The organism is Halopelagius longus, assembly GCF_900100875.1.
Classification (GTDB): domain Archaea; phylum Halobacteriota; class Halobacteria; order Halobacteriales; family Haloferacaceae; genus Halopelagius; species Halopelagius longus.
Map to the genome: position 1 here is coordinate 1 of NZ_FNKQ01000007.1, position 23,393 is coordinate 23,393.

21 protein-coding genes and 3 pseudogenes are annotated in these 23,393 nt (G+C 58.4%); 12 read left to right on the forward strand and 12 right to left on the reverse strand.

The window, feature by feature from the left end; genetic code table 11:
• On the reverse strand, positions 1-214 hold a 214-nt coding region (locus BLS11_RS19645; protein WP_217629048.1), incomplete at its 3' end, for a hypothetical protein.
• 1,654 nt (positions 215-1,868) lie between these two features.
• On the opposite strand from BLS11_RS19645, the gene BLS11_RS19590 reads away from it, so the two are divergent.
• The 4 genes and pseudogenes from BLS11_RS19590 (at position 1,869) to BLS11_RS19600 (ending at position 3,953) form a co-directional block, all read left to right on the forward strand.
• Positions 1,869-2,015, forward strand: a complete 147-nt coding sequence (locus tag BLS11_RS19590; protein ID WP_175454505.1) for a hypothetical protein — start codon at positions 1,869-1,871, stop codon at positions 2,013-2,015.
• Between the two features lie 198 nt (positions 2,016-2,213).
• Positions 2,214-3,329 (forward strand): annotated as a pseudogene (locus BLS11_RS19785) (MEDS domain-containing protein).
• Positions 3,330-3,530: 201 nt separating this feature from the next.
• Positions 3,531-3,674, forward strand: a complete 144-nt coding sequence (locus BLS11_RS19595) for a DUF7968 family protein (protein ID WP_175454506.1) — start codon at positions 3,531-3,533, stop codon at positions 3,672-3,674.
• A 120-nt stretch (positions 3,675-3,794) separates the two neighbouring features.
• Positions 3,795-3,953, forward strand: a complete 159-nt coding sequence (locus BLS11_RS19600; RefSeq protein ID WP_175454507.1) for a DUF7559 family protein — start codon at positions 3,795-3,797, stop codon at positions 3,951-3,953.
• A gap of 46 nt (positions 3,954-3,999) precedes the next feature.
• Here BLS11_RS19600 and BLS11_RS18400 read toward each other — a convergent pair whose 3' ends face one another.
• From BLS11_RS18400 to BLS11_RS19790, 3 genes and pseudogenes are all read right to left on the reverse strand, one after another.
• Complete coding sequence (locus BLS11_RS18400) at positions 4,000-4,515, reverse strand: redoxin domain-containing protein (protein ID WP_092539272.1); 516 nt, start codon at positions 4,513-4,515, stop codon at positions 4,000-4,002.
• Between the two features lie 3 nt (positions 4,516-4,518).
• Positions 4,519-4,794 (reverse strand): glutathione S-transferase N-terminal domain-containing protein, encoded by a 276-nt coding sequence (locus BLS11_RS18405; protein WP_092539273.1) that lies wholly within the window; start codon positions 4,792-4,794, stop codon positions 4,519-4,521.
• A gap of 98 nt (positions 4,795-4,892) precedes the next feature.
• A pseudogene (locus BLS11_RS19790) lies at positions 4,893-5,042 on the reverse strand (DsbA family oxidoreductase); the annotation flags it as partial.
• Positions 5,043-5,082: 40 nt separating this feature from the next.
• Here BLS11_RS19790 and BLS11_RS18415 point away from each other — a divergent pair.
• A pseudogene (locus BLS11_RS18415) lies at positions 5,083-6,102 on the forward strand (NAD(P)/FAD-dependent oxidoreductase).
• A gap of 30 nt (positions 6,103-6,132) precedes the next feature.
• Here BLS11_RS18415 and BLS11_RS18420 read toward each other — a convergent pair.
• Together BLS11_RS18420 and BLS11_RS18425 are read right to left on the reverse strand one after the other, a co-directional pair.
• Entirely contained in the window at positions 6,133-6,744 is a 612-nt protein-coding gene (locus tag BLS11_RS18420; RefSeq protein ID WP_092539274.1) for a YqaA family protein, read from the reverse strand.
• Between the two features lie 218 nt (positions 6,745-6,962).
• Positions 6,963-7,535, reverse strand: coding sequence for a helix-turn-helix domain-containing protein (locus BLS11_RS18425; RefSeq protein ID WP_175454508.1), 573 nt, complete (start codon positions 7,533-7,535; stop codon positions 6,963-6,965).
• A gap of 254 nt (positions 7,536-7,789) precedes the next feature.
• Between BLS11_RS18425 and BLS11_RS18430 the strand changes: the two genes are divergently transcribed.
• On the forward strand, positions 7,790-9,100 hold the full coding sequence (locus tag BLS11_RS18430; RefSeq protein ID WP_175454509.1) for a spondin domain-containing protein: 1,311 nt from the start codon (positions 7,790-7,792) through the stop codon (positions 9,098-9,100).
• Positions 9,101-9,484: 384 nt separating this feature from the next.
• A complete protein-coding gene (locus BLS11_RS19605; protein WP_175454510.1) occupies positions 9,485-9,658 on the forward strand; it encodes a hypothetical protein in 174 nt (57 codons plus the stop codon).
• Positions 9,659-9,989: 331 nt separating this feature from the next.
• Here the strand turns inward: BLS11_RS19605 and BLS11_RS18435 are convergent, their stop codons facing one another.
• The 3 genes from BLS11_RS18435 to BLS11_RS18445 all read right to left on the reverse strand — a co-directional run bounded on the left by BLS11_RS18435 (position 9,990) and on the right by BLS11_RS18445 (position 15,912).
• A complete protein-coding gene (locus tag BLS11_RS18435; RefSeq protein ID WP_139172830.1) occupies positions 9,990-11,771 on the reverse strand; it encodes a plasmid stabilization protein in 1,782 nt (593 codons plus the stop codon).
• Positions 11,768-13,702 (reverse strand): PQQ-dependent sugar dehydrogenase, encoded by a 1,935-nt coding sequence (locus tag BLS11_RS18440; protein WP_217629051.1) that lies wholly within the window; start codon positions 13,700-13,702, stop codon positions 11,768-11,770. The genes BLS11_RS18435 and BLS11_RS18440 overlap by 4 nt, the downstream gene beginning before the upstream one ends.
• Before the next feature lie 440 nt (positions 13,703-14,142).
• Complete coding sequence (locus BLS11_RS18445; RefSeq protein WP_092539278.1) at positions 14,143-15,912, reverse strand: PQQ-dependent sugar dehydrogenase; 1,770 nt, start codon at positions 15,910-15,912, stop codon at positions 14,143-14,145.
• A gap of 618 nt (positions 15,913-16,530) precedes the next feature.
• Between BLS11_RS18445 and BLS11_RS18450 the strand changes: the two genes are divergently transcribed.
• The 4 genes from BLS11_RS18450 to BLS11_RS18465 all read left to right on the forward strand — a co-directional run bounded on the left by BLS11_RS18450 (position 16,531) and on the right by BLS11_RS18465 (position 19,626).
• Positions 16,531-17,961 carry a PQQ-dependent sugar dehydrogenase gene (locus tag BLS11_RS18450; protein WP_092539279.1) on the forward strand — a complete coding sequence of 477 codons (1,431 nt, stop codon included), beginning with the start codon at positions 16,531-16,533 and terminating at the stop codon, positions 17,959-17,961.
• A gap of 51 nt (positions 17,962-18,012) precedes the next feature.
• Positions 18,013-18,438: a GAF domain-containing protein gene (locus tag BLS11_RS18455; RefSeq protein WP_092539280.1), complete on the forward strand. Its 426-nt coding sequence runs from the start codon at positions 18,013-18,015 to the stop codon at positions 18,436-18,438.
• Positions 18,439-18,557: 119 nt separating this feature from the next.
• A complete protein-coding gene (gene msrB / locus BLS11_RS18460; RefSeq protein WP_092539281.1) occupies positions 18,558-18,959 on the forward strand; it encodes a peptide-methionine (R)-S-oxide reductase MsrB in 402 nt (133 codons plus the stop codon).
• A gap of 37 nt (positions 18,960-18,996) precedes the next feature.
• Positions 18,997-19,626: a peptide-methionine (S)-S-oxide reductase MsrA gene (locus BLS11_RS18465; RefSeq protein WP_092539282.1), complete on the forward strand. Its 630-nt coding sequence runs from the start codon at positions 18,997-18,999 to the stop codon at positions 19,624-19,626.
• 87 nt (positions 19,627-19,713) lie between these two features.
• Here the strand turns inward: BLS11_RS18465 and BLS11_RS18470 are convergent, their stop codons facing one another.
• Positions 19,714-19,965 carry a DUF8075 family protein gene (locus BLS11_RS18470; RefSeq protein WP_092539355.1) on the reverse strand — a complete coding sequence of 84 codons (252 nt, stop codon included), beginning with the start codon at positions 19,963-19,965 and terminating at the stop codon, positions 19,714-19,716.
• Between the two features lie 187 nt (positions 19,966-20,152).
• Between BLS11_RS18470 and BLS11_RS18475 the strand changes: the two genes are divergently transcribed.
• Positions 20,153-20,428 carry a hypothetical protein gene (locus BLS11_RS18475; protein ID WP_092539283.1) on the forward strand — a complete coding sequence of 92 codons (276 nt, stop codon included), beginning with the start codon at positions 20,153-20,155 and terminating at the stop codon, positions 20,426-20,428.
• A 238-nt stretch (positions 20,429-20,666) separates the two neighbouring features.
• On the opposite strand, the gene BLS11_RS18480 is transcribed toward BLS11_RS18475, so the two are convergent.
• Both BLS11_RS18480 and BLS11_RS18485 read right to left on the reverse strand, forming a co-directional pair.
• Entirely contained in the window at positions 20,667-22,040 is a 1,374-nt protein-coding gene (locus BLS11_RS18480) for an alkaline phosphatase family protein (protein WP_245699020.1), read from the reverse strand.
• A gap of 5 nt (positions 22,041-22,045) precedes the next feature.
• Positions 22,046-23,236: an inositol-3-phosphate synthase gene (locus BLS11_RS18485; protein ID WP_092539285.1), complete on the reverse strand. Its 1,191-nt coding sequence runs from the start codon at positions 23,234-23,236 to the stop codon at positions 22,046-22,048.
• Positions 23,237-23,393: the final 157 nt, after the last annotated feature.

The window sequence follows — 23,393 nt, forward strand, 5'->3', positions numbered from 1 at the left end:
CCATGGAAGAGGCAGATGCAACGGTCGAAGCATCGACCATGGAAGAGGCAGATGCAACGGTCGAAGCATCGACCATGGAAGAGAAGTAGAACTCGACTGAATCGAAGAAGGGTTTAATTATCCCTTCTATTATTTTTCTCTGGCAATTCAAGCGACGGTCACAGAATTTTGCGATATCGGTAGATGACAGCTCGGCTACGAGCCCGCGAGTCACTCAAAGCATCCGCAGTTGACTACCCACTAGATTGCGACAAGGGAGATCTTCAGAGGCTACTCTCAAACGACTCCTGGAAGTTGTCTGGGCTTTCAGACACACCTCAGACCCAAGAGAATCTTTCAGCAAATGAGGCTGGTCTAAATTTTCCGCTTGAATCCACTCGTGAGCTAACACCGCTTAGTTACATCCACCTATTTAGCCTACCAGAAGTCCCTGAGGAAATTAGAAATATATCGCGAAGGCGTTAGACGACTCGTGATCAACTCGCAGAGTCGAACAAGTTCTATCGAGCAGGAGCCGTCGATATCGTCATTCCTAAAGACGACCTGTTTACCGGCAACCGAACAGGCACAGACTGTAGTCTCCACTTCCACCGACACACTCTCGTCTTAGTCAATAGCAGGATACCTTGGTAGAGATAGTTTTGAGATACTATAAGAGGAGGTTAGTTGATTATGCGTTCTCTGTGAGTGCGGATAGAGCAACGTCATCATCAACGAACAGTCTATTTGTATAATATAATAATTTAAATTAAATCTCAATTCACCCATATCCGTTACAATACTAATACTGTAAGATTAGGATTTTCTTCTCAAGGGGGAAAGATTCCAGAGTGAGTAGAAAATAGACCTGCGCTCATCTTTCTCCTTTAGACCATTCGTGGGTCCAGAGACATCATCCTCTACTATTCCATTCTCGTAGTCTCCCACAGTAACAGGTAGAACACCACTCAGTAATGTTAACGACCGCAACGACCGACTCACAGAACGGTTTCGTGCACCGAACTGCATCTATCCTGTTCCGCCTGCGGTATCGATATCGACCTGTAGTCTCTTGGAAACACGTTACTAGGAATTAGTTTGGCGTCTCAGACTTATTCCATGACACTCAGTAAGAGTGGATGGGGGCTTGTAGGCCTCCCCATTTTTTAATTGGCTGTAAATATGAGTCGCTAGAGGAGGCCTGATCCCGGTGGCTCATCTGCGTGAGTTATCTTCTCTCTGTGCCATCCCACAGTTCATAGACTGAATTGGGACTGCCTTAGGAAGATACACTCATCACTATAATGAGCGTTTGCGGCATTGATAGTATCGTAGGCTATAAAGTTTTGTTCGCGAGCGGCCTACAGCATCTCACGGATTTTCGACTCCGAGATGTTCTCATGCCATCGTGGCATTTGTGGCTTGTCTAGCTTTGTCTGCACGGCAGTTATACTTATTTCTTTGAGTGGCCGGATTTATCTTCACAGAGCGGGTCGAGTTCTTTGAGACTTAAGTTCCCTTATCGTCTTATAGGGGTATCTATTCGGCTACCTCGGATACATAACTGATCTCCCCTCGGACACTACCGTCTTTCAGACTCAAACCGACTGAGTTCTTCATTCTCCGTATCTGTGGATTTGCGACCACATGTGGATTCTGTATAGCGGTATGTGATATATTTGATTAGTATAGCACGGATATGCGCTGATTTCGGAGGATGGAGGTCTGTGTGTACTGTTTAAGTATTGTAGTGTTCCACTTTTCCTTAAAAGAATAAGGAAAAGTGGGTTGTGGTAGGGTAACGCTGTACCCTCATCGGACTCGATGCCATCCACGAAATCCCTGGGTTACAGCCCCCGAAACGCCCATCCTGTCACAAGAGGCCAACAGTGAACGTCGACGAGACGACCGAATTCACCGAGACTGTCGACCGCTACCTTCGCTCCAGCGGTGGCTTAAAGCAGTACCGCGAGACCGCCGAGACGGTCCTCAGACAGTTCGAGTCGTGGCTGCGGCGCCAAACCCTCAACGGCTGACAGTAGTTGTGTACGCGATACAGAGGATGAGTTCAGCACGACGATCTCGTTTATTTCATACCGGCCCTACTGAACCAGCGGTTACGTAGATATGCATATCTACCGAGCGCTAACTCCAAACGGTGGGAGTAGGAGGGCGAATCACCCACGTACAGATGAAGACTACATTTAACCGTGTTACCCAACTACCGTTTGCCAATGAGCCAACAGGGCGAACGCAGTGACCAACCGGGGACGCCGGATCTCGAAAGCGGCCTCGAGGCATTGCGTCAGAGTCCTGAGTTTCGCGGCCCGGCCGAATCCCTCGATGGCCACGACCACGCCAACGACCATTTTGCACTCATATATAAGAACCGAGACGAGCAGTTCGCGGCCGCCATCCCATTCATCCACCAAGGGCTTGAGCAGGGTAAGCGATGCCTGTACATCGGGGATGACAACTCGAAAGCAGAAGTACTGGAAGCGATGCGGGCCCGCGGCATTGACGTGGACGGTGCCCTTGACTCGGGTGCGCTCTCCGTCTACACGGAGGCGGACACGTACCGCAGGACCGGCACGTTCAATCAGGATGCGATACTGGAGTTCTGGGAGGACTCCCTAACGGAGGCAACAGACGAGGACGGCTACACGGGAATCAGGGCAGCCTCCGAGATGACGTGAGCGCTGGATGAGGATACGAGCCCCGATCAACTGGTTGAGTACGAAGTGGCCCTCAACTCTCTGTTCCAGAACGAGGACTACACCGTCATGTGTCAGTATAATCGCGAGCGGTTCCCACCAGAGGTGCTCGAAGACGTCATCGAGACCCACCCGCACCTCATCCACGACAACGTGGTCTCTCACAACGTCTACTACACCCCACCCGAGGAGTTCTTCGGTCCCGAGCAGCCAGCCGACAAGGTTGATCGGATGATGGGGAAGCTGCGCGAGCAGACCGAGCGCAAGGAACACGAGCAGGCCAAACAGAGATTGTACGAGATCGTGGCCGATTCCGACAGGCCATTCGACGACAAACTCCAAGCGGTACTTGAGCTTGGCTGCGAGCGGTTCGACCTCGAATACGGCGGGATCGCCCGCATCGATCCGACGGCCGATCTGTTCGAGGTGGAGACCATACTAGGGGACCACGACCACCTCGTCCCGGGCAAGCAGTATTCGCTCTCCGAAACCTACTGCCAATTGGTGGCGGACGACGGAGAAACCGCTGCCGTCACCGACCCTGTAAGCGAGGGGTTCGAGGGGAAGACCATCGTGGAACGACTCGGTCGGATCAGCCAGACGGCGAGAACAATTCTCCAGACGAGTCTCGTATAGAGCAACGGTTTGGTGGCAGTTCGGACGACACGAGACAATTTCTTGGCCTCAGAGACCAACTAGCTCCCGTGAGCCATCAATCCACGTCAGAGAGTGCGTCACAGGTGACTCTCTCGTTCTCACCCCCCGGACGACCGAACGGCAGAAGCACTCGATTCCCCGTCGTACCGTTCGTACCTCCGTCGAACGCGGTCGGGATCGGTGAGCGTCGGGGACGAGTGGGAGGAGTTCGTCAGCAGAGGTTGCGGGAGTACACGTGACGTTACTCTCCGCGTCCAGTCGACAGAGGGCGGTGAGGTGATCGGTGAAGAGACAGAGCTAGTCTTCGAACCGAGCCGCGATTGACTGAACTCGGGCGGACTGTCCTGTCGGGGCTTGTCCCGCTTCGCTGACGTGGATTCGTTCCTATCCGTGTCTACTGCCGCGACCCTCCGGTTTATTTTATTTCCACTACTATGGCTACGTATGCCTGCGACGCTCGAAATCGCGTGCGAGAACGACGACTGTGAACTCGACATGGCGGAACTCCACTACACGTACGATATGCCCGACGACGTCACGGTCGATAACTTCCAGTGTCCGTACTGCGGCCAGTCGGATTCGCTTCGGGAAATCGAGCTTTAACCCGAGAAAACCGTTCTTTGAACGTTCTTCCGGCCAGTCCATCTCTTCAGCGACCGTCGAGTTCGTCCTCGACCTCGTCGTAGTCGGGGAAGTCCGGCCACTGCGACGCGACCCATGCGTATCGAATCGTCTGTTCCTCGTCTACGAGGAAGACTGCAGGACGCGGCTCGCTGACGCCGGCCATCCCATCGAGGTCGTTGACGATACCGTACTCCTCGGCGACGCCGTTCTGCGGGTCGCTGAACAGCCGGTACCCCATCTCTCGTTCGTCGATGAACGTCTTGTGCTCGTACGGGGACGAGATCGAGAGTCCGACGATCGTGACGTCGTACTCGTCGTCCCAGGCGCGGTCGCGAAGTTCGTTCCAGATGTACGTCGCCGGGAAGTCTCCGTCCATCGTGTAGAACACGAGGAGGACCGGGCCGTCGGTAGTGAGGTCCGACAGGGCGACGTCCTCCCAGTACTCGTCGTTGACTAGTGGGCGGACGAAGTCCGGTGCTCGGGTCCCTTCCGTGGGGTGATCCGACTCGCCGAGTTCGACGACTTCGAAGTCGAGATCCATCGGTTACGCCCCCGTCCCGTAAGTTCTCTCGAGGTACTCGACAATGTTCGCCGATTCGGACATCGTCACACCCGTGTTTTCGTCGACGATCGCCGGGACCGTTCGCTTTCCGCTAATGCGTTTGACGACGTCGCGTTCGGAGTGCATCGCCTCGACGAAGCGCGAGCGGTAGTCGAGGCCGTACTCGTTGAGAACGCGAACGACGCGCTCACAGAACGGACAGGCCTGAAGTCGATACAGCGTGATCGACGGTTCGTCTGTGGATTCGGAATCACTCATGGTGACGTTGTCGTGTTATTGGATCGGTAGCGGGTAAATACTGGGCTGTCAGCAGTCTGCGTAGGGAGTCACGTTCCTTCGACGAGTCGTTCTAACTGCTATGGCGGGACCGAACCTCGCGCGGCGTACCCGTCGTAAGCGAACGTCGAGACACCGGTGACGCCGTGACGTTGCACTTCGGCAAACAGCTCTCGAAGGCGTCCACGGAGTTCGTCGTCTTCGATTGCAGCCCGAATTTCGTCGCCGTCGTGCCTAGATATTTACCGCGCAAATGCATGTATGTGAATCATGAGCGAGGAGGACACCTCGGAGCAGTACGATGTCGTCGTCGTCGGTGGCGGTCCTGCGGGGATGACAGCGGCGCTGTACAGTACGCGGCTAGGTCACCAAACCGCGGTCGTCAGTCGGGGCGGCGGTCGAGCGGCGATGATGCAGGAGGTCCACAACCTGCTGGGCGTTCGCGAAGAAACCAGCGGCGCAGAGTTTCTCGGTATCGGATAGGAACAACTTGAAGAGTACGGCTGCGACATCCACCGAGACATGGTCACATCGTGTTCCCGTGACGAGGACGGACCCATCCGACTGTCAGGTAACAGCGGCGACTACGAGGCGGAGAGAGTGATCCTCGCCACCGGATTCAACGACGTCCGCCCTGAGCCGCCGCTTCCGCGGACCGGTCGCGGTCTCCACTACTGTCTCCACTGCGACGCGTACATGTTCGTCGACGAGTCGGTCTACGTCATGGGTCACTCCGAGAGCGCCGCACACGTCGCGGGAATCATGCTCAACTTCACCGACGAAGTCGACTTACTGACCCGCGGTGACGACCCCGAATGGAGCGACGAGACGGCGGAGATGCTCGACAACCACCCCATCGACGTCATCCACGAGGACGTCACCGGCGTGCAGAACGGCGAGGACGGTTGGCTGAAAGCGCTTGAGTTCGGCGACGGAACCGTCCGAGAGTACAAAGGAGGATTTGCTATGTACGGCGCGGAGTACAACAACGGACTCGCCCGCGAACTCGGCTGTGAAACCAACGACGATGGGTCCATAAAAGTCGGTGACCACGGACAGACATCGGTCGAGAACGTCTACGCCGTCGGCGACTGCACGCCGGGCCACAACCAACTTCCCGTCGGGATGGGAGAGGGTGCCAAGGCCGACATCGACGTTCACTTCCAGTTGCGCGACTTCCCACGAGATATGAGCCTGCTCGAAGAACAGGGCCCGGTCCGCTCGAAGGAAGTTCCGGGAATACCGGACGAACTGCTCGAACAGGCGGTCGACTTCCACACGTACGACTAATTTCCGATTCGACGCCTCCCTCTGTGAGTCTCACTCAACACTCCGCTGCCATCGGTCGGGGACTAACCGGCGTCGGAGCAGATACGCGGTGACGACGACGAGGGAGACGACTCCAATAATCGAGTATAGTTCCACTTCGGTGAGCGTTCGTGCGGCCTCGCCGATGGCGAGGACGAGAGCGGCTTCGAGAAAGTACTTCCCCCCTCGACCGAGAAGTGATGTGAGAACGTACGACCGAAGGTCGAGCCCGAGTACTCCCGACGCGACCGACAACAGTTCGTATCCCTCGGGGATCGGTGCGAACGCTCTGACCGAGAGAGTCACCAGCCCGTACCGTTCGAAGTATCTCTCTGCGCGGATGGCCCGTTCGTCGTCGAACCGGGATTCGAGGAGCGGACGGCCGCCCTTACGACCGATTCCGTAGCCGACGAGACCAGCCGTGACGGAGCTGGCCGTGGCGATGGCCGCATAGACGAACGCGAGTTCCGGCTGAGCGACCGCCAACGGAATGAGAACGAGGTCAGGTGGGACGGGCAAGAGACAGAATTCGAGAAACGCAACGGCGAACAGTCCGGGAGTACCGAAAGAAACAAAGAACTCTCGCGAGAACGCGACTGGCGCGAGGATGTCACCCAGAGTCACGTCGAAAGGTGTGTACGGCGAATCACAAGTACCCTTGGGCGTCGGACCGCGGAACGAGACGGTGGCCTCCTCTTACGCCTAGAAACCGGGAATCCCACCTTGGGACTCCGGGCCGGACTTCGTCCGACCCTGCAGTTTCACGATTTGTGCGTTCCAGGCATCTCCTACGTGGTAGTATCGGTTTGGCTGTCCTCTGGAGCAGTCAAACGCCTTCATCCTCAGCCGTCAGAACGCTCAGAAACGGCTTTGAGCTTCTGTTTGTCAATTTCGTCGAGTAACCTAAACGCGTCGGTTACCCAAGTGAGGAGACACTCACGGTGGCGCCGTCGCATTTCGTTTGGGGAGACTGGAGAGTACAGGTAAACTTGCCCGCCTTCATTGAGCGATTTTTTCCGACATTCAATAACCCCGAGTTCCCTCATCTGGGTGAGTTGCCGACTTACGGTACTCCGATTATACTCTAGAGCAGTAGCGATCTCGTCGGTCGTTGCCTCTTCCTCCTCCACGAGATAGACACAGATATCCACTCCTGTTTGAGAAATACCGAATACTTGTGACAAGAGATCCATTAGTGTAGGTTCGTTAACTGCGCCCACCTCTACGGGTTCCATCTCCTCGCCGCAGCACTTCTGTGCTGCGTTGCCGAGGGCGACAAATTCGCACTGACGACAGGAATAGGCAGTAACTTGCGGATCGATATTCCCGGAGTTCACATTCAGTTCTCGAACGTAGAGATTATTATTATACTCTACCAGAAAGCATCTTATTGGTGTTAACGCTCCGTTATCCATTGGTGTATGAGTAGGCCGTTGCTGGGTAGCATACTGAAAACGGTTTAACCGTGACATGCTCTTGAGGAATTTACGACCGTCCTAACGGAGGCGGAAATGCGGCGTTAGCCCAACAACGATTCACTCGCACTAAATCGATCGGCGCTGACGGTTGGATTGTTGTACAAATGACTCAGCAAGATCAGACTCCCCCTGGAGAAGGCCCAGGCGAGTTCTTCAAACGTATCGGTACTAAGTTATCCCGGCGGTCGTTTATGGCTAATTCGGCAATTGTCGGAAGCGGAGTGCTCACCCTGTCAGCCTCTGGGACCGAGACTGCGGCTGCCACGGGCGGCGGAGACGATGGACATGGCAACGGCGGTCAGGTGACCCCGGGCGAGATCACCGACCTCGACGTCCTCCAGTTCGCTCTGACGCTCGAAAAGCTCGAATACACCTTTTACAGAGAGGGACTAGAGACGTTCGACCAGGAGGCCATCAATCAATCCGAGGCGGCGGAGCGAACTGGCGATTCCGCCGAATCGATTCGCGCCCGCCTCGAAAACATCCGCGACCACGAAGAGGCGCACGTCAACGTCCTCACCGCCGTCATCGAGGCGCTCGGCGGTACGCCGGTTTCGGGCCTCGAGTTCGAGTTCCCCTACGACACCTTCGACGAGTTCATCGCGCTGGCGGCCGTGTTCGAGCCGCTCGGCGTCGACGCCTACGCCGGCGCAGCACCGCTCATCGATACGAAACTGCTCGTCCCCACGGCGCTATCGATCCACAGCGTGGAGGCCAACCATGCGGCGTATCTCCGCGATCTCAACGGCGAGAACCCGGTTCCACAGGCGTTCAACAATCCGCAAACGATGGACTCGGTCGTCGCGCAGGCGAGTCAGTTCATCGTCGGTGTGGGAGACGATCAGCAGCTCTTTGCGGTGACCATCGAGAACGTCTCCGATTCTAACACGCTGAACACGTCGGAGGGAGCCCAACCGGTGCCGCTATCGCCGGGTGCGTACGCGGTGCACTCGGAGGGGAACCCCATCTTCACGCCTGGCGAACCAGCCTCGGAGGGTCTCGCACGCCTCGCCGAGGACGGGTTCCCGCTCCGCCTAGTCAACGAGATGGATATTTCGCTGTTGCAGGAGCTCGTCGGTGACGAAACCGTCTCCGAAAGGGGCTACTTCCTGTCGCTCGAGGGCGGACTACCGCCGCTGAACCCGGGCGAGTCGGCCACGTTCTATCTCACCGCGACCGAAGGCGAGGCCCTCTCGTTCGCGACGATGTTCGTCCCGTCCAACGACGCCTTCTTCTCCCCCGGCGAAGAGGGTATCAGTCTATTCAGCAACGGATCGCCGGTCAGCTGCGACGCCACCGACCAGCTCACACTCTGGGACGCAGGGACCGAGGAGAATCAGCCTCCTGGCATAGGGGAGGATACCAAACCGAATCAGCCACTGACGGCGATTAACGTCGGACCGGACGAGGATAGGCCAGTTCAACCTATCGAAGAGGTTGACGATGAGTTCGAGTATCCCGAGGTTTCCGATGTGATTAACGTCACTATCGAGCCACAGTAGGGTCGAGCAGATATCTCGACCCTCGTCGGCCGAGATTCGATCGAGTCTTCATAAACGGGGAGGCTATCCCCGAGAACACACCGTCCCACTCAAAGGAATCGCAACCCTCGCTCTGCTGGCTATCGTAGTCGTATTTAATACATCACCACTTGCCGTCGTCACCCCATCCCAGTTAGGACTCATCCTCGTTTGCGCTAACGGCGGTTCCATTCATCCCTTCAGCCGTACTTCTGCCCTACGTCGTGAGAGTCGCAACGATCTTACGAGGAACGACGCCAACGTCGTTGTTCACCGTTCCGATCACAAGAAGTCAGTCGTCCAAGCAGTAATAGAGCTATTTGACTCTCGCTTCAAGGTATCCTCTGCGGGATCAACTCACGAGAAGTGGGGAAGCACCTCCCGTTCGGCGAAGTCGATGAACTCGTTCTGATCCGGACCGAGGAGTTGGAGGTAGACGTGGTCGAATCCGGCATCCCGATACGACTCGATACGGTCAACGTACGGTTGCGGGTCGGGACCGGTAACGGTACTCTCCGCGACGTCCTCTTCGGAGTGTAGCCTGCTTGTCGATTTTAGAAATTCGAGGGGACGAACCGTGCAATCCTCGGCGATTCTCCCCGTTCACCGTCTCTATCGTCCGTTAGAGTACTGTGTCGGATTTTGAGAATATGTTATCACGGCCACGATTCTCGTTACAGATATATGTCTGTAACGGGAACGTTCGGAAGCGTATCGTTCGCTCGGTATGTGCGCAGATTACTACATCGGCGCGGTACCGTGTCGGTACATCTCTACCACCATCACCTCACGACGACGGATAGCGTCTGTACTACCGAACTGACGAAACTGCCGACGGCAACAGGAAGAAGAGAGGTCAGACCGAGGCCGACTACTGCGACGTCTCTGTGTGAGTTGGGGCAGTCGAGTTCGGATTCGATTCGTTCCCCGTTCCCGTCGAGGTGTTCGTCTCCGAGTCCCCCGCGGTCCTCACTGGTTGGTCAGTCTCCCCGGGGACGCCCCGCCCGTCGTAGAAACTTCCGCCCCACTGCCCGATCCAGACGTCTTGGTTGGCGAGGTACAGCGCCTGAGCGGTCGTGAACCGATCGTCAGTCACCTCCCACTCGTCGGCGTCGGCGAGGTACGTGACCTCTGTGTTGTAGACCGCGGCTTGACCGTACTTCCCACCCGCGTTCTGGGGGAGTGGAAGCACGTACCTCTCCTCCGGGTCAAGAGACGCCGGACGTTGGGCGCGCTGGAGTCTCCCGCGGTTAAACGTCTGGTTGAAATAGGTGGCGAAGAGGTCCTGAGCACCCTCTATATCGAGCACGGCGTCCGCCGCGTTCAGGCCGCCTGTAACGTCACCCGCGTCCCGTGCCGTGATGGTGTAGGTTTCGTCGTCGGTTCCCGTGGCGAACGTTCCGGCGTCCTCGTCCCAGAACTGTTCCATCATGCAGTTCAGGACGGCCCTCGCGGTGTTCTGGTGACTGACACCCTCGACCTGTGAAGCCCACAACAGACCCTGTCCGACGGCGCCCTGCGTGGCAGCCTGGTTCTCCGTACCGTTCTGGACCACGCCGTCGTCCGAGAGGTTGTCCTTGATTAGGCTGGCGAGCGCGTTCGCGTACTCGGCGGCCCGTTCGCGCAAGGTTTCGCTTCCGGCGTGGGTGCCGTACCATCCCATTCCACCGAGCATCACGCCGACATCCCGCGTGCTGCCCATCTCAACGACTTTCTCCGGCGGGAATGCGTTCATCGTGGTCTTCGCCATTCCGTCAAGGAGTTGTTGAAGCTTCTCCGAGGGGATGAGCGGCTTCGGATTGACGTACCCGTACCAACCGCCTTCGGCGAGACTTACCATGTCGGAGAGGAACCAGAGCATCGCCGCGTGCTGCATCGGTCGCGGTTCGGAGTCGACGACCTCCTTCTTCTTCGGGTTGTACCCCGACACGAGCAGTAGATTGTCGTCGTTCTTCGTGAGCGCGCCGTTACCGTCCGGCCCACCGTCGACCAGCGTGGCCTTGATGGAGATCTGCGCAATCGTAGTGAGCATCTGCGCGCGGAACTTCGCCGCCATGTTCTCCGGGAGGAGTCCGAAGTGGTTCTGGAAGTTCTTCGCCCACGTGACGCCCTTCAGGTGGGTCCAAGCGACCGACGACGGGCTGACGACGTGCGACATCTCCTCGCGGTTCCACGCCATGGTGTTCGCGTGAATGCGCTGTACGGTAGGCGCCTCGCCGTGACCGTCTCCGTGTTGGTGTTTCCTGGAGTCAACGGTGAACGGCGCCACCGGCTTCTGAGTGAAGTGCGGGTCACCCTCGGTGAACGGTGCCATGTTCAAATTCGGATTCTTGATCGGCGGTTTATCGACCTCCGAGTGCTTCAGTATGGCCCGAAGCCGTTTTTTGAACATCTTCTTCTGTTGTTCGTTGTGCGGGAACAACACGCCCACACCGCTCACCGCGATCGTCGTGTTCATGTTGTACAACGAGTACCAGTACGAATCCAGCGTTGCATCCTGCCACTCGTACGCGACATCCGGGGTCTCGGACTCCGCGCTCGTGAGACCGCTCATTCCCGCGACACCGCCCGCTGCTGCGGCGATCTTGAGGAAACTACGCCGCGATGCTCCGTCGACTGTACGTTCGGTCCTTGAGTTATCGTCTCGTTTCATATGCTGTAACCGTCCGTCTCGGTTGTGGTCGTGGACTCGTTCTCCGCTTCGGACATCGCGGTTTCCGTTTCGGTTTGCGTCTCTGTCTCCGTCCCGGTATCTTCCGTCTCTTCCTCTGTCACACCGACTATCTTGTACACTTTGCCCGTGTTCCCCGTCACGGCCGCCTTCTCCGTGGTAAGGACGTACAGATTACCCTCGTGATCGCGTCCGAACGACATGACGAATTCGCCGAGTTCGCCGTTTTCACGGCCCGCGATTTGGAGTTCCTCGATCGACCACATCTCATCGTCGTTCTCGGGCTCCGTCGCGGCGAACACGTCGCCAGCCGGCTCGGAGAACCCGCGGTTGCTCCAATTTCCGAAGACGTACTTTCCATCGAGCGGTGCCGTCGAGTCACCGACCTCCGTGGTCCCACCGGGGAGCGTTCCGTAGACGTAGCCGCCGATGACCGAGTTGCCGTCGATAACCGCCGTCGTCGTCTTGCGGTGACGGTACTCGATGATCGGGTTGAGCAGCGGTTCGCCTCCGCGGACGTCCTCGGGCGTCGAACTCGGACACTCGTCGGCCGGTTCGACCGGGTGCCCCGTACTAAAGCAGTGAGTTCCCTCTTTGACGTTCCAGCCGTAGTTCCCACCCTTCTCGACGATGTCAACCTCCTCGAAGAGATTCTGTCCGAGGTCGCCGACGAACAGGTCACCGTCGTTGAACGTCATCCGCCACGGGTTGCGCAGCCCCCACGCGTAGTATTCGTCACGACCCTCTTGGTCGATTAGGGGGTTGTCGTCGGGGATTGCGTACGCTCTGTCACCGTCCTCGTTGTCCACGTCGATGCGGTGAATGCCGCCGAGCAAGTTCTGGACGACGTCCTGACCGTTTCCGCCTTCGTTCTCGTCGTACCAATCGGAGACGTGTCCGAGGCCGGTGTCCCCCGCGCCGCCGCCGTCGCCCATCGGAACGTAGAGGTAACCGTCGTCCGGCCCGAAGCCGATTTGGCCGGCGTTGTGGTTGAGTTGCGGCGACGGGAACGTCATGATGATGCGCTCCGAGTCGGGATCCCCTCGAGAGAGGTCCTCCGTCGCGCGGAACTCCGAAAGCACCTCCGTGTGGTCGTACTCGTGAGGGGTCCCCTCGAGGACCGGCGCGCTGTACCGAACGAAGAACCGCCGGTTCTGTTCGAAATCGGGGTGGAACGCCAACCCGAGAAGCCCGCGTTCGTCGTAACCGCCTAACTCCGGCGCACCGAGGTCCTCGGCGAAGAGTTTGTCGTCCACCGTGAGGAACGGTTCGTCGCGCAGGCCGTCCTCGTCGAGCACGTAAATCTGACCCGTCTGATCGAGAACGAACAGTCGGTCGTCCTCTTCGGGAGCGTATTCGAGCCCCAACGGGTGAGTGAGTCCGCCGGCGACCTGTTCGAGTTCGATCGTCGCGCCGGTCGGAATTTTGCGCTCGTCCTCACCAGCATCTGCCTCCGTCTCGCCGTTCCCCCCGACGTTATCGAACTGGCCGCGCATCGACCGGGGGTGAATCTCGCAGTAGTACTCTCCCATGTTCTCCGTCGCCTCGAACTGGACGGTCTGAACGGCACCCTGCTCCGGTTCCAGTTTGGTGCGGAGAACCTGGTATCCTTCGTCGTCCACGATGACGAGGTTGTGCGTCTTACCGTCGACGTTCACCCACGTGATGGTGTACGTCTCTCCGGCTTTCACCTCCAGCGTCGGATTGGTCACCCCCTCTATCGACGGGGGGGCTGCACCGATCCACCCCTCGACTTGGCCGTGGAGTTCAAACTGGTGGTTCTCTGCGGCGGCAACGTCTCCGAGACTGGCGAGACCACCGGCCACTACGGTCGATTTGAGAAACGTGCGGCGCGACGGATTCTCTAGCGGTAGTCGGTGGTCGGAACTTTCATCTGTCGTATTATCTTTCATGTTTTGGATTTCTCTTAATCAGCCGTAATCTTTTCTACGGCACGTATTGACCGGATACCCTCCGACCTATCTATCATCCATAACTATCATGACAATTCAACACAGGGCTATTCAATAAATGCAACGAGGATGTGCGACTGAGTCGCACAGAGCAGACAGGAGTTCAACTATACACACCGATGGAGGAACTCCTCGGTCGGGACTAGCCGGTTCGTCGACGCCGCTAACCGTCGAGTAGAGCGCAGAGAGCTATCCCTGCCTCCTATCCAATCGCGGCTACTGCCCCAGAAGGATTAGTGAACATACTCGGTCGTCGGGGAGAAGCGGCGGCGTTTTAACGTCCTTCCGACATCGTCCGGTAACTCGAAATATCGTACGCCGATCGATCGTCGATTCGGCATACGATCCTTCGTATTTACTACCCTCCCGATCTCCGTCGGTTAGTTGTCAGCGGTTGTCTCGGTTCCCGACTCCGTCTCGCTGCTGTGACCCTCGTCGTCGGTCATCGTCGTTTCCTGACTCGTCTCCTCCTGGTCGGGCGGCACGATTTTGAGGACCTTCCCCGTTTCGCCCTTCGGAAGCAGTTTATCGTTGACTAGCACGTACAGTTCGCCGTCGTGGTCACGACCGAACTGACGAACGTAGTAGTCGGGCATTCCGTCCTCGTTCTCGACTACGTTCATCTGTGCCATATCCCACAGTTCGTCGCGTGGGACCTCGTTCTTCTTGTTCTCTTTGTCGATTAGTGCGTCGCTTGGCATCTCGTCCTTACTGATCTCATCCTCCGACGGATTGATGAACTCGGACGGGACGTCCGGGTCGTCCGGGAAGTCAGGTTCTAAGTCCTCCAGCGTAACCTCTCCCTGTTGGCCGTCGGGTGGGGAAGCCGTGAGCAACCGCCCCTTCGACTGCTTCGGGTTCTTGAAGAACGCTCCATAGACGTACTTGTCTTGGAGTTCGGGGATAGCGTCGCCTTCGTAGCGGTGTCCCCCGATGACGACTTCGCCGACTTTTTCGCCTTTGTACTCGTGCGGGAACTCCACGATGGGATCGATCAGGGGTTCGACGCCGTCGCCGGTTTTCGAGGGTGCGTAATCCGGACACTTCTTCGGCGGTTTGTCGTGATTCTCCGCGTCGAAGCAGTGGGTCCCCTCTTTGATGTTCCAGCCGTAATTGCCACCCTTCAGGACGATGTTCACCTCCTCGAACAACGCCTCGCCGGCGTCCGCTTGGAACAGGTTCCCGTGCGAGTCGAACGAGATACCGAATGGGTTGCGAAAGCCCCACGCGTAGATTTCGTCGAGTCCGTCGGTGCCCACGAGCGGGTTGTCGTCCGGGATACCGTAGGGCTTGTCACCCTCCGTATCGTCCACGTCGAGACGGAGGATACTCCCGTAGATATTCTCGCTTACGTCTTGGCCGTTTCCGCCGCCGTTGAGGCCGAACCAGTCGTCGACGTGGCCGTAGAAGGTGTCGTTTTTGCCGCCGCCGTCGCCGATCGGGAAGTAGAGATAGTCGTCGGGACCGAACGCCATCGGCCCGGCGTTGTGGTTCATCTGCGGATGCGGCGTGTGGAGCAGCAGCCGTTCGCTCTCCGGGTCGGCACTATCCGTGTCCTCGTTCGCCTCGTACTCGGCAAGGACGGTGTAGTGGTCCCACCTATCGGGGAGTTCCTCGTCCGGCATGCCGCTGTAGTGCAGATAGAACTTCCTGTTCTCCTGGAAGTCGGGATGGAATTCGATGCCGAGGAGTCCTCGCTCGTCGTACTGGAGTCCGGGTTTCTCCGGAGGGAATTGGCCGTACATGTTCCCCAGTTCGACTATCCGATCTTTCACGCTGATGAACTCGTGAAGTTCACCGTCCTCGCAGTAGTACGCCTGCCCCGTCTGATCGGTGACGAACCACCGGTCGCGGTCCTCCTCGGCGACGGCGAAGGACGTTGGAGCGGTCAATCCGCCGGCAACCTCCTCCAAGCTGACATCGACGCCCTTCTCGAAGAAACCGGCCGCTGCATCGTCGTCACCGCTCGAACTCTCTGTCGCGGCAACTACGGATATCGGAAGCGCCGCGGACGCGCCAATCGCACCCGTCGCCTGTAGAAGTCTCCGTCGTGAGGGGTTCCCTCCGAGTCCGTCAGTACCGTCTTCGGACTGTTCGTTCTTCTCTGTCTCTACGTCCTTCTCGGACTGTGTCGTGGGTTCGTCAGTCATGGTTCAGTTATTTTTGCTATCTCTCGTATCTGACGCTAGTCGGCATTCGTTCGGATGATCCGCATTCTGACGGCAAGCCCGGTTTCTATCGAGCGGTAGACCCTCTGGTGCCTGTTTTGTCACCTCCTCAACACGGGGAATCTTTGCCCGAAGGTATAAAACTAGGGCAGTTGTGCAGAAACCTTAACTACTCCAATTAAGGAGAATGCCCCCTAAGCAGTCGGATATCCGGACTGAAACGACCGTATATTGACTGAGATAACGACGATAAGAAGAACCTGAGAGACAAGACAGTCGAAGATGTGTCACTTTGGCGAACTTTAGCACTCCGGTAGTGTAGAAATGACTGTAACTTCCCTTACAGGCGTATGTCTGTAATACCTCCTCGTGTAGACCGAATAGTTACCGTCTGAGCCCTAAGCTTTAAGCAACTATGTGTGAACAAATCACAGACACCTTATGGGAATTAAAACGAAGGCGAGGGAGATATTCACAAACGTCGTCTACTCTGCGGTGGCCGGAGGTACGAGTGTGAGTACGACGATGCTGTCGGAGCAACGGGAGGCGGTACGCCACCGATGGGCGAGTTGGCGTTTCCAATCGTCTTCGCGATTTCCGATGATTCGGCTTCCAGACGGCTACGAGATCGAAAAAGTGGCGGACGGACTCACGTATCCCACGTCTATCGTCTGGGACGACGAGGGCAACGCGTACGTGGCCGAAGCGGGCGGGGCGTTTCTCGACGAGGAGGACGCCTCGGCGCGAATTCTGCGCTTAGAAGGCGGAGAGGCGACAGAAGTCGTCAATCTGGACGACGAGATATATCCCGCCATCTCGGGGATGACCTGGCACGACGGTGCCTTCTACATCACCCACCGAGAGGATGACCTGTCCGGAGCGGTGTCGAAGGTGACGCCGGACGGGGAGCGCACACAGATACTCGGGGGCATCGTCGACGCCAAGTCGGACCATCAGCTCAACGACATCCGGGTGGGAAGAGACGGGAGGATGTACGCCTGCTCCGGCATCGCAGGCAACTCCGGCTTCATGGATCAGGTCATGATTCCGTTCGTGCAGAAGGCCCCGGACGGACACCCGACCGTCGCCGAGGATATCGTTCTCCGGGGCGTCAACATCGAACTCCCCGACTTCCGCGAGGGGGAGTCGGGAACCGTGCGAACGGGAGCGTTCGTCCCGTTCGGAACCGAAACGGAACCCGGTCAGGTGATCGAAGGACGCGATAAGTGCGGCGGCTCCATCCTCGCTTTCGACCCCGAGAACGCGGAGGACACGGTCGAACCCCACGTGTGGGGGCTACGCAACGCTGTCGGCATCGCGTGGAACCGACGAGGCGAGATGTTCGTCGCCGAAAACGGCTACGACAACGCTCCCGGGCGGCCCATTGTCGACAACTACGACGCCACGTATCGAGTACGAGAGGGTTCGTGGTACGGTTGGCCCGATTTCACGGCCAACATGGACCCCGTCACGAGTCCGAAGTACAAACCCACCTCCTCGGCGGTCGCGCCACCCTACATCGACGGCGAACGGCAGTCTCCGAAGCTGTCTTTCCTGATCGACCACGAGGCGAGCGGTCTAAAGCAGCCGGACAAATCGCTCGTCGCCGGCCTCCACGAGGTGAACTCGTCGCCGTCGAAGCCGGACGTCGCACCCAGGTCCTGGGGTGAGTACGCCGACCACCTGTTCGTCCCCGAGTACGGCGACCTCTCGTGGACCACGAACCCGCTCCGAGACAAACCAGCAGGGTGCAGAATTGCCGTCATCGACACGAAAGGCGACGGTAAACGAGTGCGGCCGTTCATCCAGAACGCAAAGCCGGGCCCGGCGTCGGTGCAGGGGCGCGCCGGGGAGGGACTCGAACGGCCGTACGACGTGAAGTTCGGTCCCGACGGTGCGATGTACATCGTGGACTTCGGCGTGCAACGGATCAACCGCAACCGGATCGCGCAGGGTCACCTTCCGGTCGAATGGGATCGAGAGACCGGCATGGTGTGGAAAGTTACCCCGACCGGCGCTACCAACCGGTGAGACCGTACCCATGCACTACCTACTATCCACGACATCGGAGAACCACCTGCCATGATATCGGGGAACGACGAAGACCTGGCGGCGCTTTTGCACGACATCATCGAGGAGTTTGGATGCACCTCGGGTACCCTCCACCGGGCGGAGGGGAACGAGCTGACTCTCGTCGCACACGAGGGCATCCCGGAACCCGTTCTCGCCAAGATCGAGACGGTTCCGATGGGGAAAGGGATGGCGGGGTTGGCGGCGGAGCGACGGGAACCAATACAGGTGTGCAACTTGCAGACGGACGACACCGGCGTTGCCGAACCCGGTGCGCGCGAGACGATGATGGAGGGTGCTATCGCCGCACCGATCATCGGATCAGACGACGCGCTTGAAGGAGTCATCGGAATCGCCAAACCGGAACCGTACGAGTTCACGTCCACGGAACGAGACCGATTACTGCGAGCAGGGACACGAATCGAGCAACGGCTGTGACCACCAAACGCGTTAGTGGCACTTCGAGAAGTAGACCGCATCAGGCACCCCAATCGTGTACGCTGAACAGCGCCCGTGAAAGATTGAAGCGGCTTCGGCTCGTACAGTTCTATCCTCCTATGACCGACCAAGAGCGACTGCAGACAGACGAAGAGTGGAGAGAGAAACTATCGGCCGAGGAGTATCGGATCCTCCGCGAGAGCGGCACCGAGCCGCGCTTCTCGTCGGACCTGTTAGATGTCGACGAGGACGGGGTGTATCGATGTGCCGGATGCGGTCAGGTACTGTTCGACGCCGAGACGAAGTACGGCGCCGACCACGCCTGGCCGAGCTTCTTCGACGCAGAGGAGGGAAGCATCGAGTTCCGCGAGGACCACAGTCACGGTATGACGCGAACCGAAGTCGCGTGTAGCAGGTGTGAGAGCCATCTCGGACACGTGTTCGACGACGGTCCCGAACCGACCGAGAAGCGGTACTGCATCAACGGTGTCGCGCTCGACTTCGAGACGGACGCTGAATGAGAAAGCACTGCCGCGCGGTCACGAACGATTTCCACCCATGAACCCCACTGCAACCACGATACGCGAGTACGATCAGAACGCACTAGATCGAGACGAGACCGAAACCGCAACGTTCGCACTCGGCTGTTTCTGGGGGCCAGAGGCGCAGTTCGGCGCGATGGACGGCATCGTCCGAACGCGAGTCGGCTACGCTGGCGGCACGAAACTGAATCCGACCTACCGCGAACTCGGAGATCAGACAGAAGCGTTCCGAGTCGATTACGATACCGACGACGTTTCGTACGCTGATCTCCTCGCCATCGTCTTCGATAGTCACGACCCGAACCATCAACCCCGAAAGCGACAGTACCAGAATATCGTATTTACTGACTCGCCGGAGCAGCGTGAGGCACTCGAAACGTACCTCGAAGCGAACGGGCTGGACGTCGATTCAATCGAGACTCGGATCGAATCCCTCACCCGGTTCTACCCCGCCGAGAGCTATCATCAGAAATACAACCTCAAAGCAAAACAGTCGCTGTTAAACCCATTCGAGGAGGCGGGCTACGATGACGAGGAACTCCAAGAGTCGCCCGCAGCGGCGAAATTGAACGGGTACGCCGGGGGACACGATATCCCCGAAGAACACGAGATCGGTGCGGTTTTGGACCGGAGTCCGTCATCTTAGATGCGAGTAGCGTCAACTGTAGAAGACAGATCAGTTACTGCTCGTGCCTTAGAACACTGCCCCCTAAAAAGCCGTAGTTTCGGTGCATCACTTCCCTTCTCTCAGTTCTTCCCCGTGTTCTGCACAGAGAATGTCGCCCGTCTCGGTATGAAAAAAGAACTCATCGCCGGGGGTGATCTGCTCTCCGTCTTCGGCGCATCCATCTGCGTGCTTCAGAAAGTACTTCCCTTCCTCGCCTCCGGTTTCTAATCGCCCCGCCTGTACGGCAAATCGGACGAGACCTTCCCCGATCTGAGTTCGGTCGGTCGTGTCCGCCGTCTCGAAGTGAATGACTGGCACAGGAATCACCTGCAATCACCTACTGCTGCCAGATGGATAAAATCTCACTCGCGTTACTTCGCCGCCTTACTGGACTTCGAGTGGACTCCTTCGGTCGTCTGGACGGCGGTGGACACCAGCAAGCAGTTTCACGGATCGCATCGGTATCTGGCGGTAGATTTATTGATTTCTCACGACGATCTGTACTATGTCAGATTTCGGAGAACTGACCGCTGAAGTGCGTGGCGATATCGCGAACAGATTGTCCGAAGCTAGAGATACGCCCGTGTCGGTAACTCACGTTGAAAGTTCGCTTACGGATAATCAGATCGTCCTTTCGATCGAAGGGAATCCTCGAGAACTATTCCCGGAGCTGGACGATGAACTGAATTACGCCGAACTGTCGATGGTGGAACTAAAAATGTCCGTCACACCATCCAAGGAATTTGTCGATTTCCAAGATGCGGAACTCCCGGAGTGCTAATTACGGTACGCGAGCGCATCGTAGAACCGTTTTTTGTACGAATAGCGGTTGTCAAACTCCGGCGAACTCTCGGTCGATTAACTTCTGGCGGCTGGAGGGTCCCAAAAGGTCGGCTCGCCGACTTCGAGACCGAGGGGGTGAGTCGCAACACGATAGACAGGAGTTCGAGGACCCCATCGAACGAGTCTTCCCAACCAAGTGAGCGCGATAGGTCCTTTGAGAAAGTCGGTAGAGACGCTCACCCGTCGGTGAGAAGCGACGGCTCTTCGAACGCCATCTCGACCTCGTCCAGAGTCCCGAGGAGGTCCGCTACCGTCGGAGCGACTGCGCGTGCGTCCACTTCGTCGTTTAAGACAAGTTCGGGTGCAGACGGTCCTCCGAGGGCGTACAGACCCCCGGCCGAGGGGTCGACTCTCCCGTGAGACCCACCGACTTTCGTGGGATCGAGCGACGCCAGTCCCGTCTCACCCACGAAGAGTTCACAGGGGTCGAACCCCGGTTTCGCGTGGATGTCCATCTCGGTCGCGTACCGAGGGGCCTCGTCTCGATCGTGCCACCAGTAGTACTGAAACCACGCGTCTCGTTCGGCAACGAGGACGACGTCGCCGGCGTTCGGGTGATCGATGTGGTGTTCGCGCTTACCGTCCGCACCCAGAACTCGCTCGACGCCGTCGAGTTCCGCTAACGCACTACGCGCTTTCTCCACGTGAGCGTCGTCGACGTACACGTGCGCTATCTGATGGTCGACCATCGCAAACGCCCGTGACCTCGCGAGGTCCACTTCTTGCCCCCCGCTTCCGTCGTCGGTCACCGAGAGCAGTCCCGCCGACCGGAGCGCGCGGTTCGGAAAGACCGGCGTCTCGACCGCATGGAAGCCGTATTCGCTCACGACGTTGACCACCGTCTCCTCCCACCGGTTGTCGGTCCGTAGTGCATCGAGGAACTCCCCGACTAGCTCATCGACCACCGCGAGTTCGGATTCGAGTTCGTCTCCCGGACCGTTCCGAAGTCCGGCGTAGTCGAGGTGAGGCACGTACACCCAGAGCATGTCGGGGTCGTACCGCTCTACTGCCTCTATGGCGGCGTTCAGTATCCACTCGCTGCTCTCCTCGTTGGCCATCGGTCCCCAGTAGTTGTGGAGAGGGAAGTGACCGTACTCCTCCTGCAGGTCGCCGTAGAAGTCGTCGGGGTTCGTCCAGCAGTTCATCTCGACGAGGTTGTCGTCCTCGTCTTCGATCGGCGACGGCGTCACGGCCACGTCTGCGGTCGTTCCGATGAGGTGTTGGAAGAAGAGGGCACCCGTCGTCAGTCCGGCGTCCTGAGCCGTCTCCCAGAGACGGTTTCGGTCGCCGCGGTCGCGTTCCCAGAAGGCGACTTCGTCTCGTTCGCGGTCGTACTGCCCGTTCGCGACGTCGCCGTGCTCCCTCGGCCCGCAGCCTTCGGCGAGGGTGGTCTGTACCGGGACGGTTACCGCAGGGAACGGCGGGCGTAGGGGCGCGACGGAGTCGAGGAGGCCGGCGAGATTAGGGGTCTTCTCCGTTCGGACGTGTTCGGGACGGAGACCGACGACGTCGAGAACGATCACCCGACCGGCACCGTCTGAGTGATCCACCGGTCTCACTCCCCCGTGTGACTGTTCGCGTACTCTCGGAGGCGGTCGAACTGTAGGGAGAGATCGTGCTCGTCGACCCCCAGCGGTTGTTTGAAGAACGAGGCGAGTTGCGGCTGGAGTCCGGATTCGCCTCGTTCGTCCGCGAACGCGACGAGTCGAACGAGGTCGAGTACGAGCGGTGCGGCGAGCGCCGAATCTGACCCCTCCCACGTGAACTGCATCTTCATCCGCGTCCCGAGGAACCCGTCGAACCTGATGTCGTCCCAAGCGGTCTTCCAGTCCGCTAGCGGCGGCGCGTAGTCGATACGGACGCGGTTGTGGAAGTCACCGTCGAGAATGCCTTCGAGAACGCCACCCTTGGTTTCGAGTTTCCCGGCCTCGTTCTCCTCGTCTTCGAGTACCTCGCCGTCCGCGTTCCCGAGAATGTTGTGCCCCTCCCACGAACGGACGCGCAGGTTTCGAGACGCGAACATCGGTGCGAGCGCCGACTTGACGAGCGTCTCACCCGTCTTCGCGTCGCGGCCCATGTGCGGGACTCCGTTTTTGTCCGCCAGTTCCACGAGGCCGCCGAGCGCACTCCCCGTACTGGGAGTGAAGTTGACGTAGGGACGTCCGTCGACGAGTGCGGCGTACGCGTACAGCGAACTTGCCGGAAGGTCGCTGTCGTCGTCTGCCATCGCCCCCTCGAACGCCGAGAGCGTGTCGTACCGCTCGGGATTCGAAAGCGGGGGTTCGCTCGAAGCGGCGTTTACGACGACGATTCTGTCGAGGTCGTTCTCTCGCGCGAACGAGCGGTAGTCGGAGCGAATCTGCTCGACGACGTCCTCGACCGACGGCTCTCTCAACGTCTCGTCCGCGAGGTCGGTGACGGCGTTTCCACAGTTGACCGCCGTACCGACTTCGATGCGCTCGTCGACCGCTTCGAGGTCTTCGCGGACTGCGTCCACGGTCTCTCTCGATGGTATGCCGTTCTCGGACAGCGTACGCGCCGTTTCGAGGACGGACGTCCGTCGAATGTCGTGGCCGCCGAAGATCAACCGTTCGACGGAGGGGAGATCTAACCGTGAGCAGGGCTCTCGTGCCGTCACCATCCCCGTCGTATCGGCTTCGCCGTGAGCAATCGCGCGCGCACCGACGATAGCCGTCGTCGCCACGTTACCGCGAGCGCCGACGATCCAGACGCCGGTCTTACTCATACTGTACCCGGAGAGTCACACTGATCGGTTGTACTGCGTTCATCGCACACTATCCGTCTGTACGGAAACTCTAATCAACCCTCGGAAGGATCACCATCCGTGATTGTACTTCTAGTCCCTACGAACGGACAATTAAAAAACACATTCGTACCGAGGG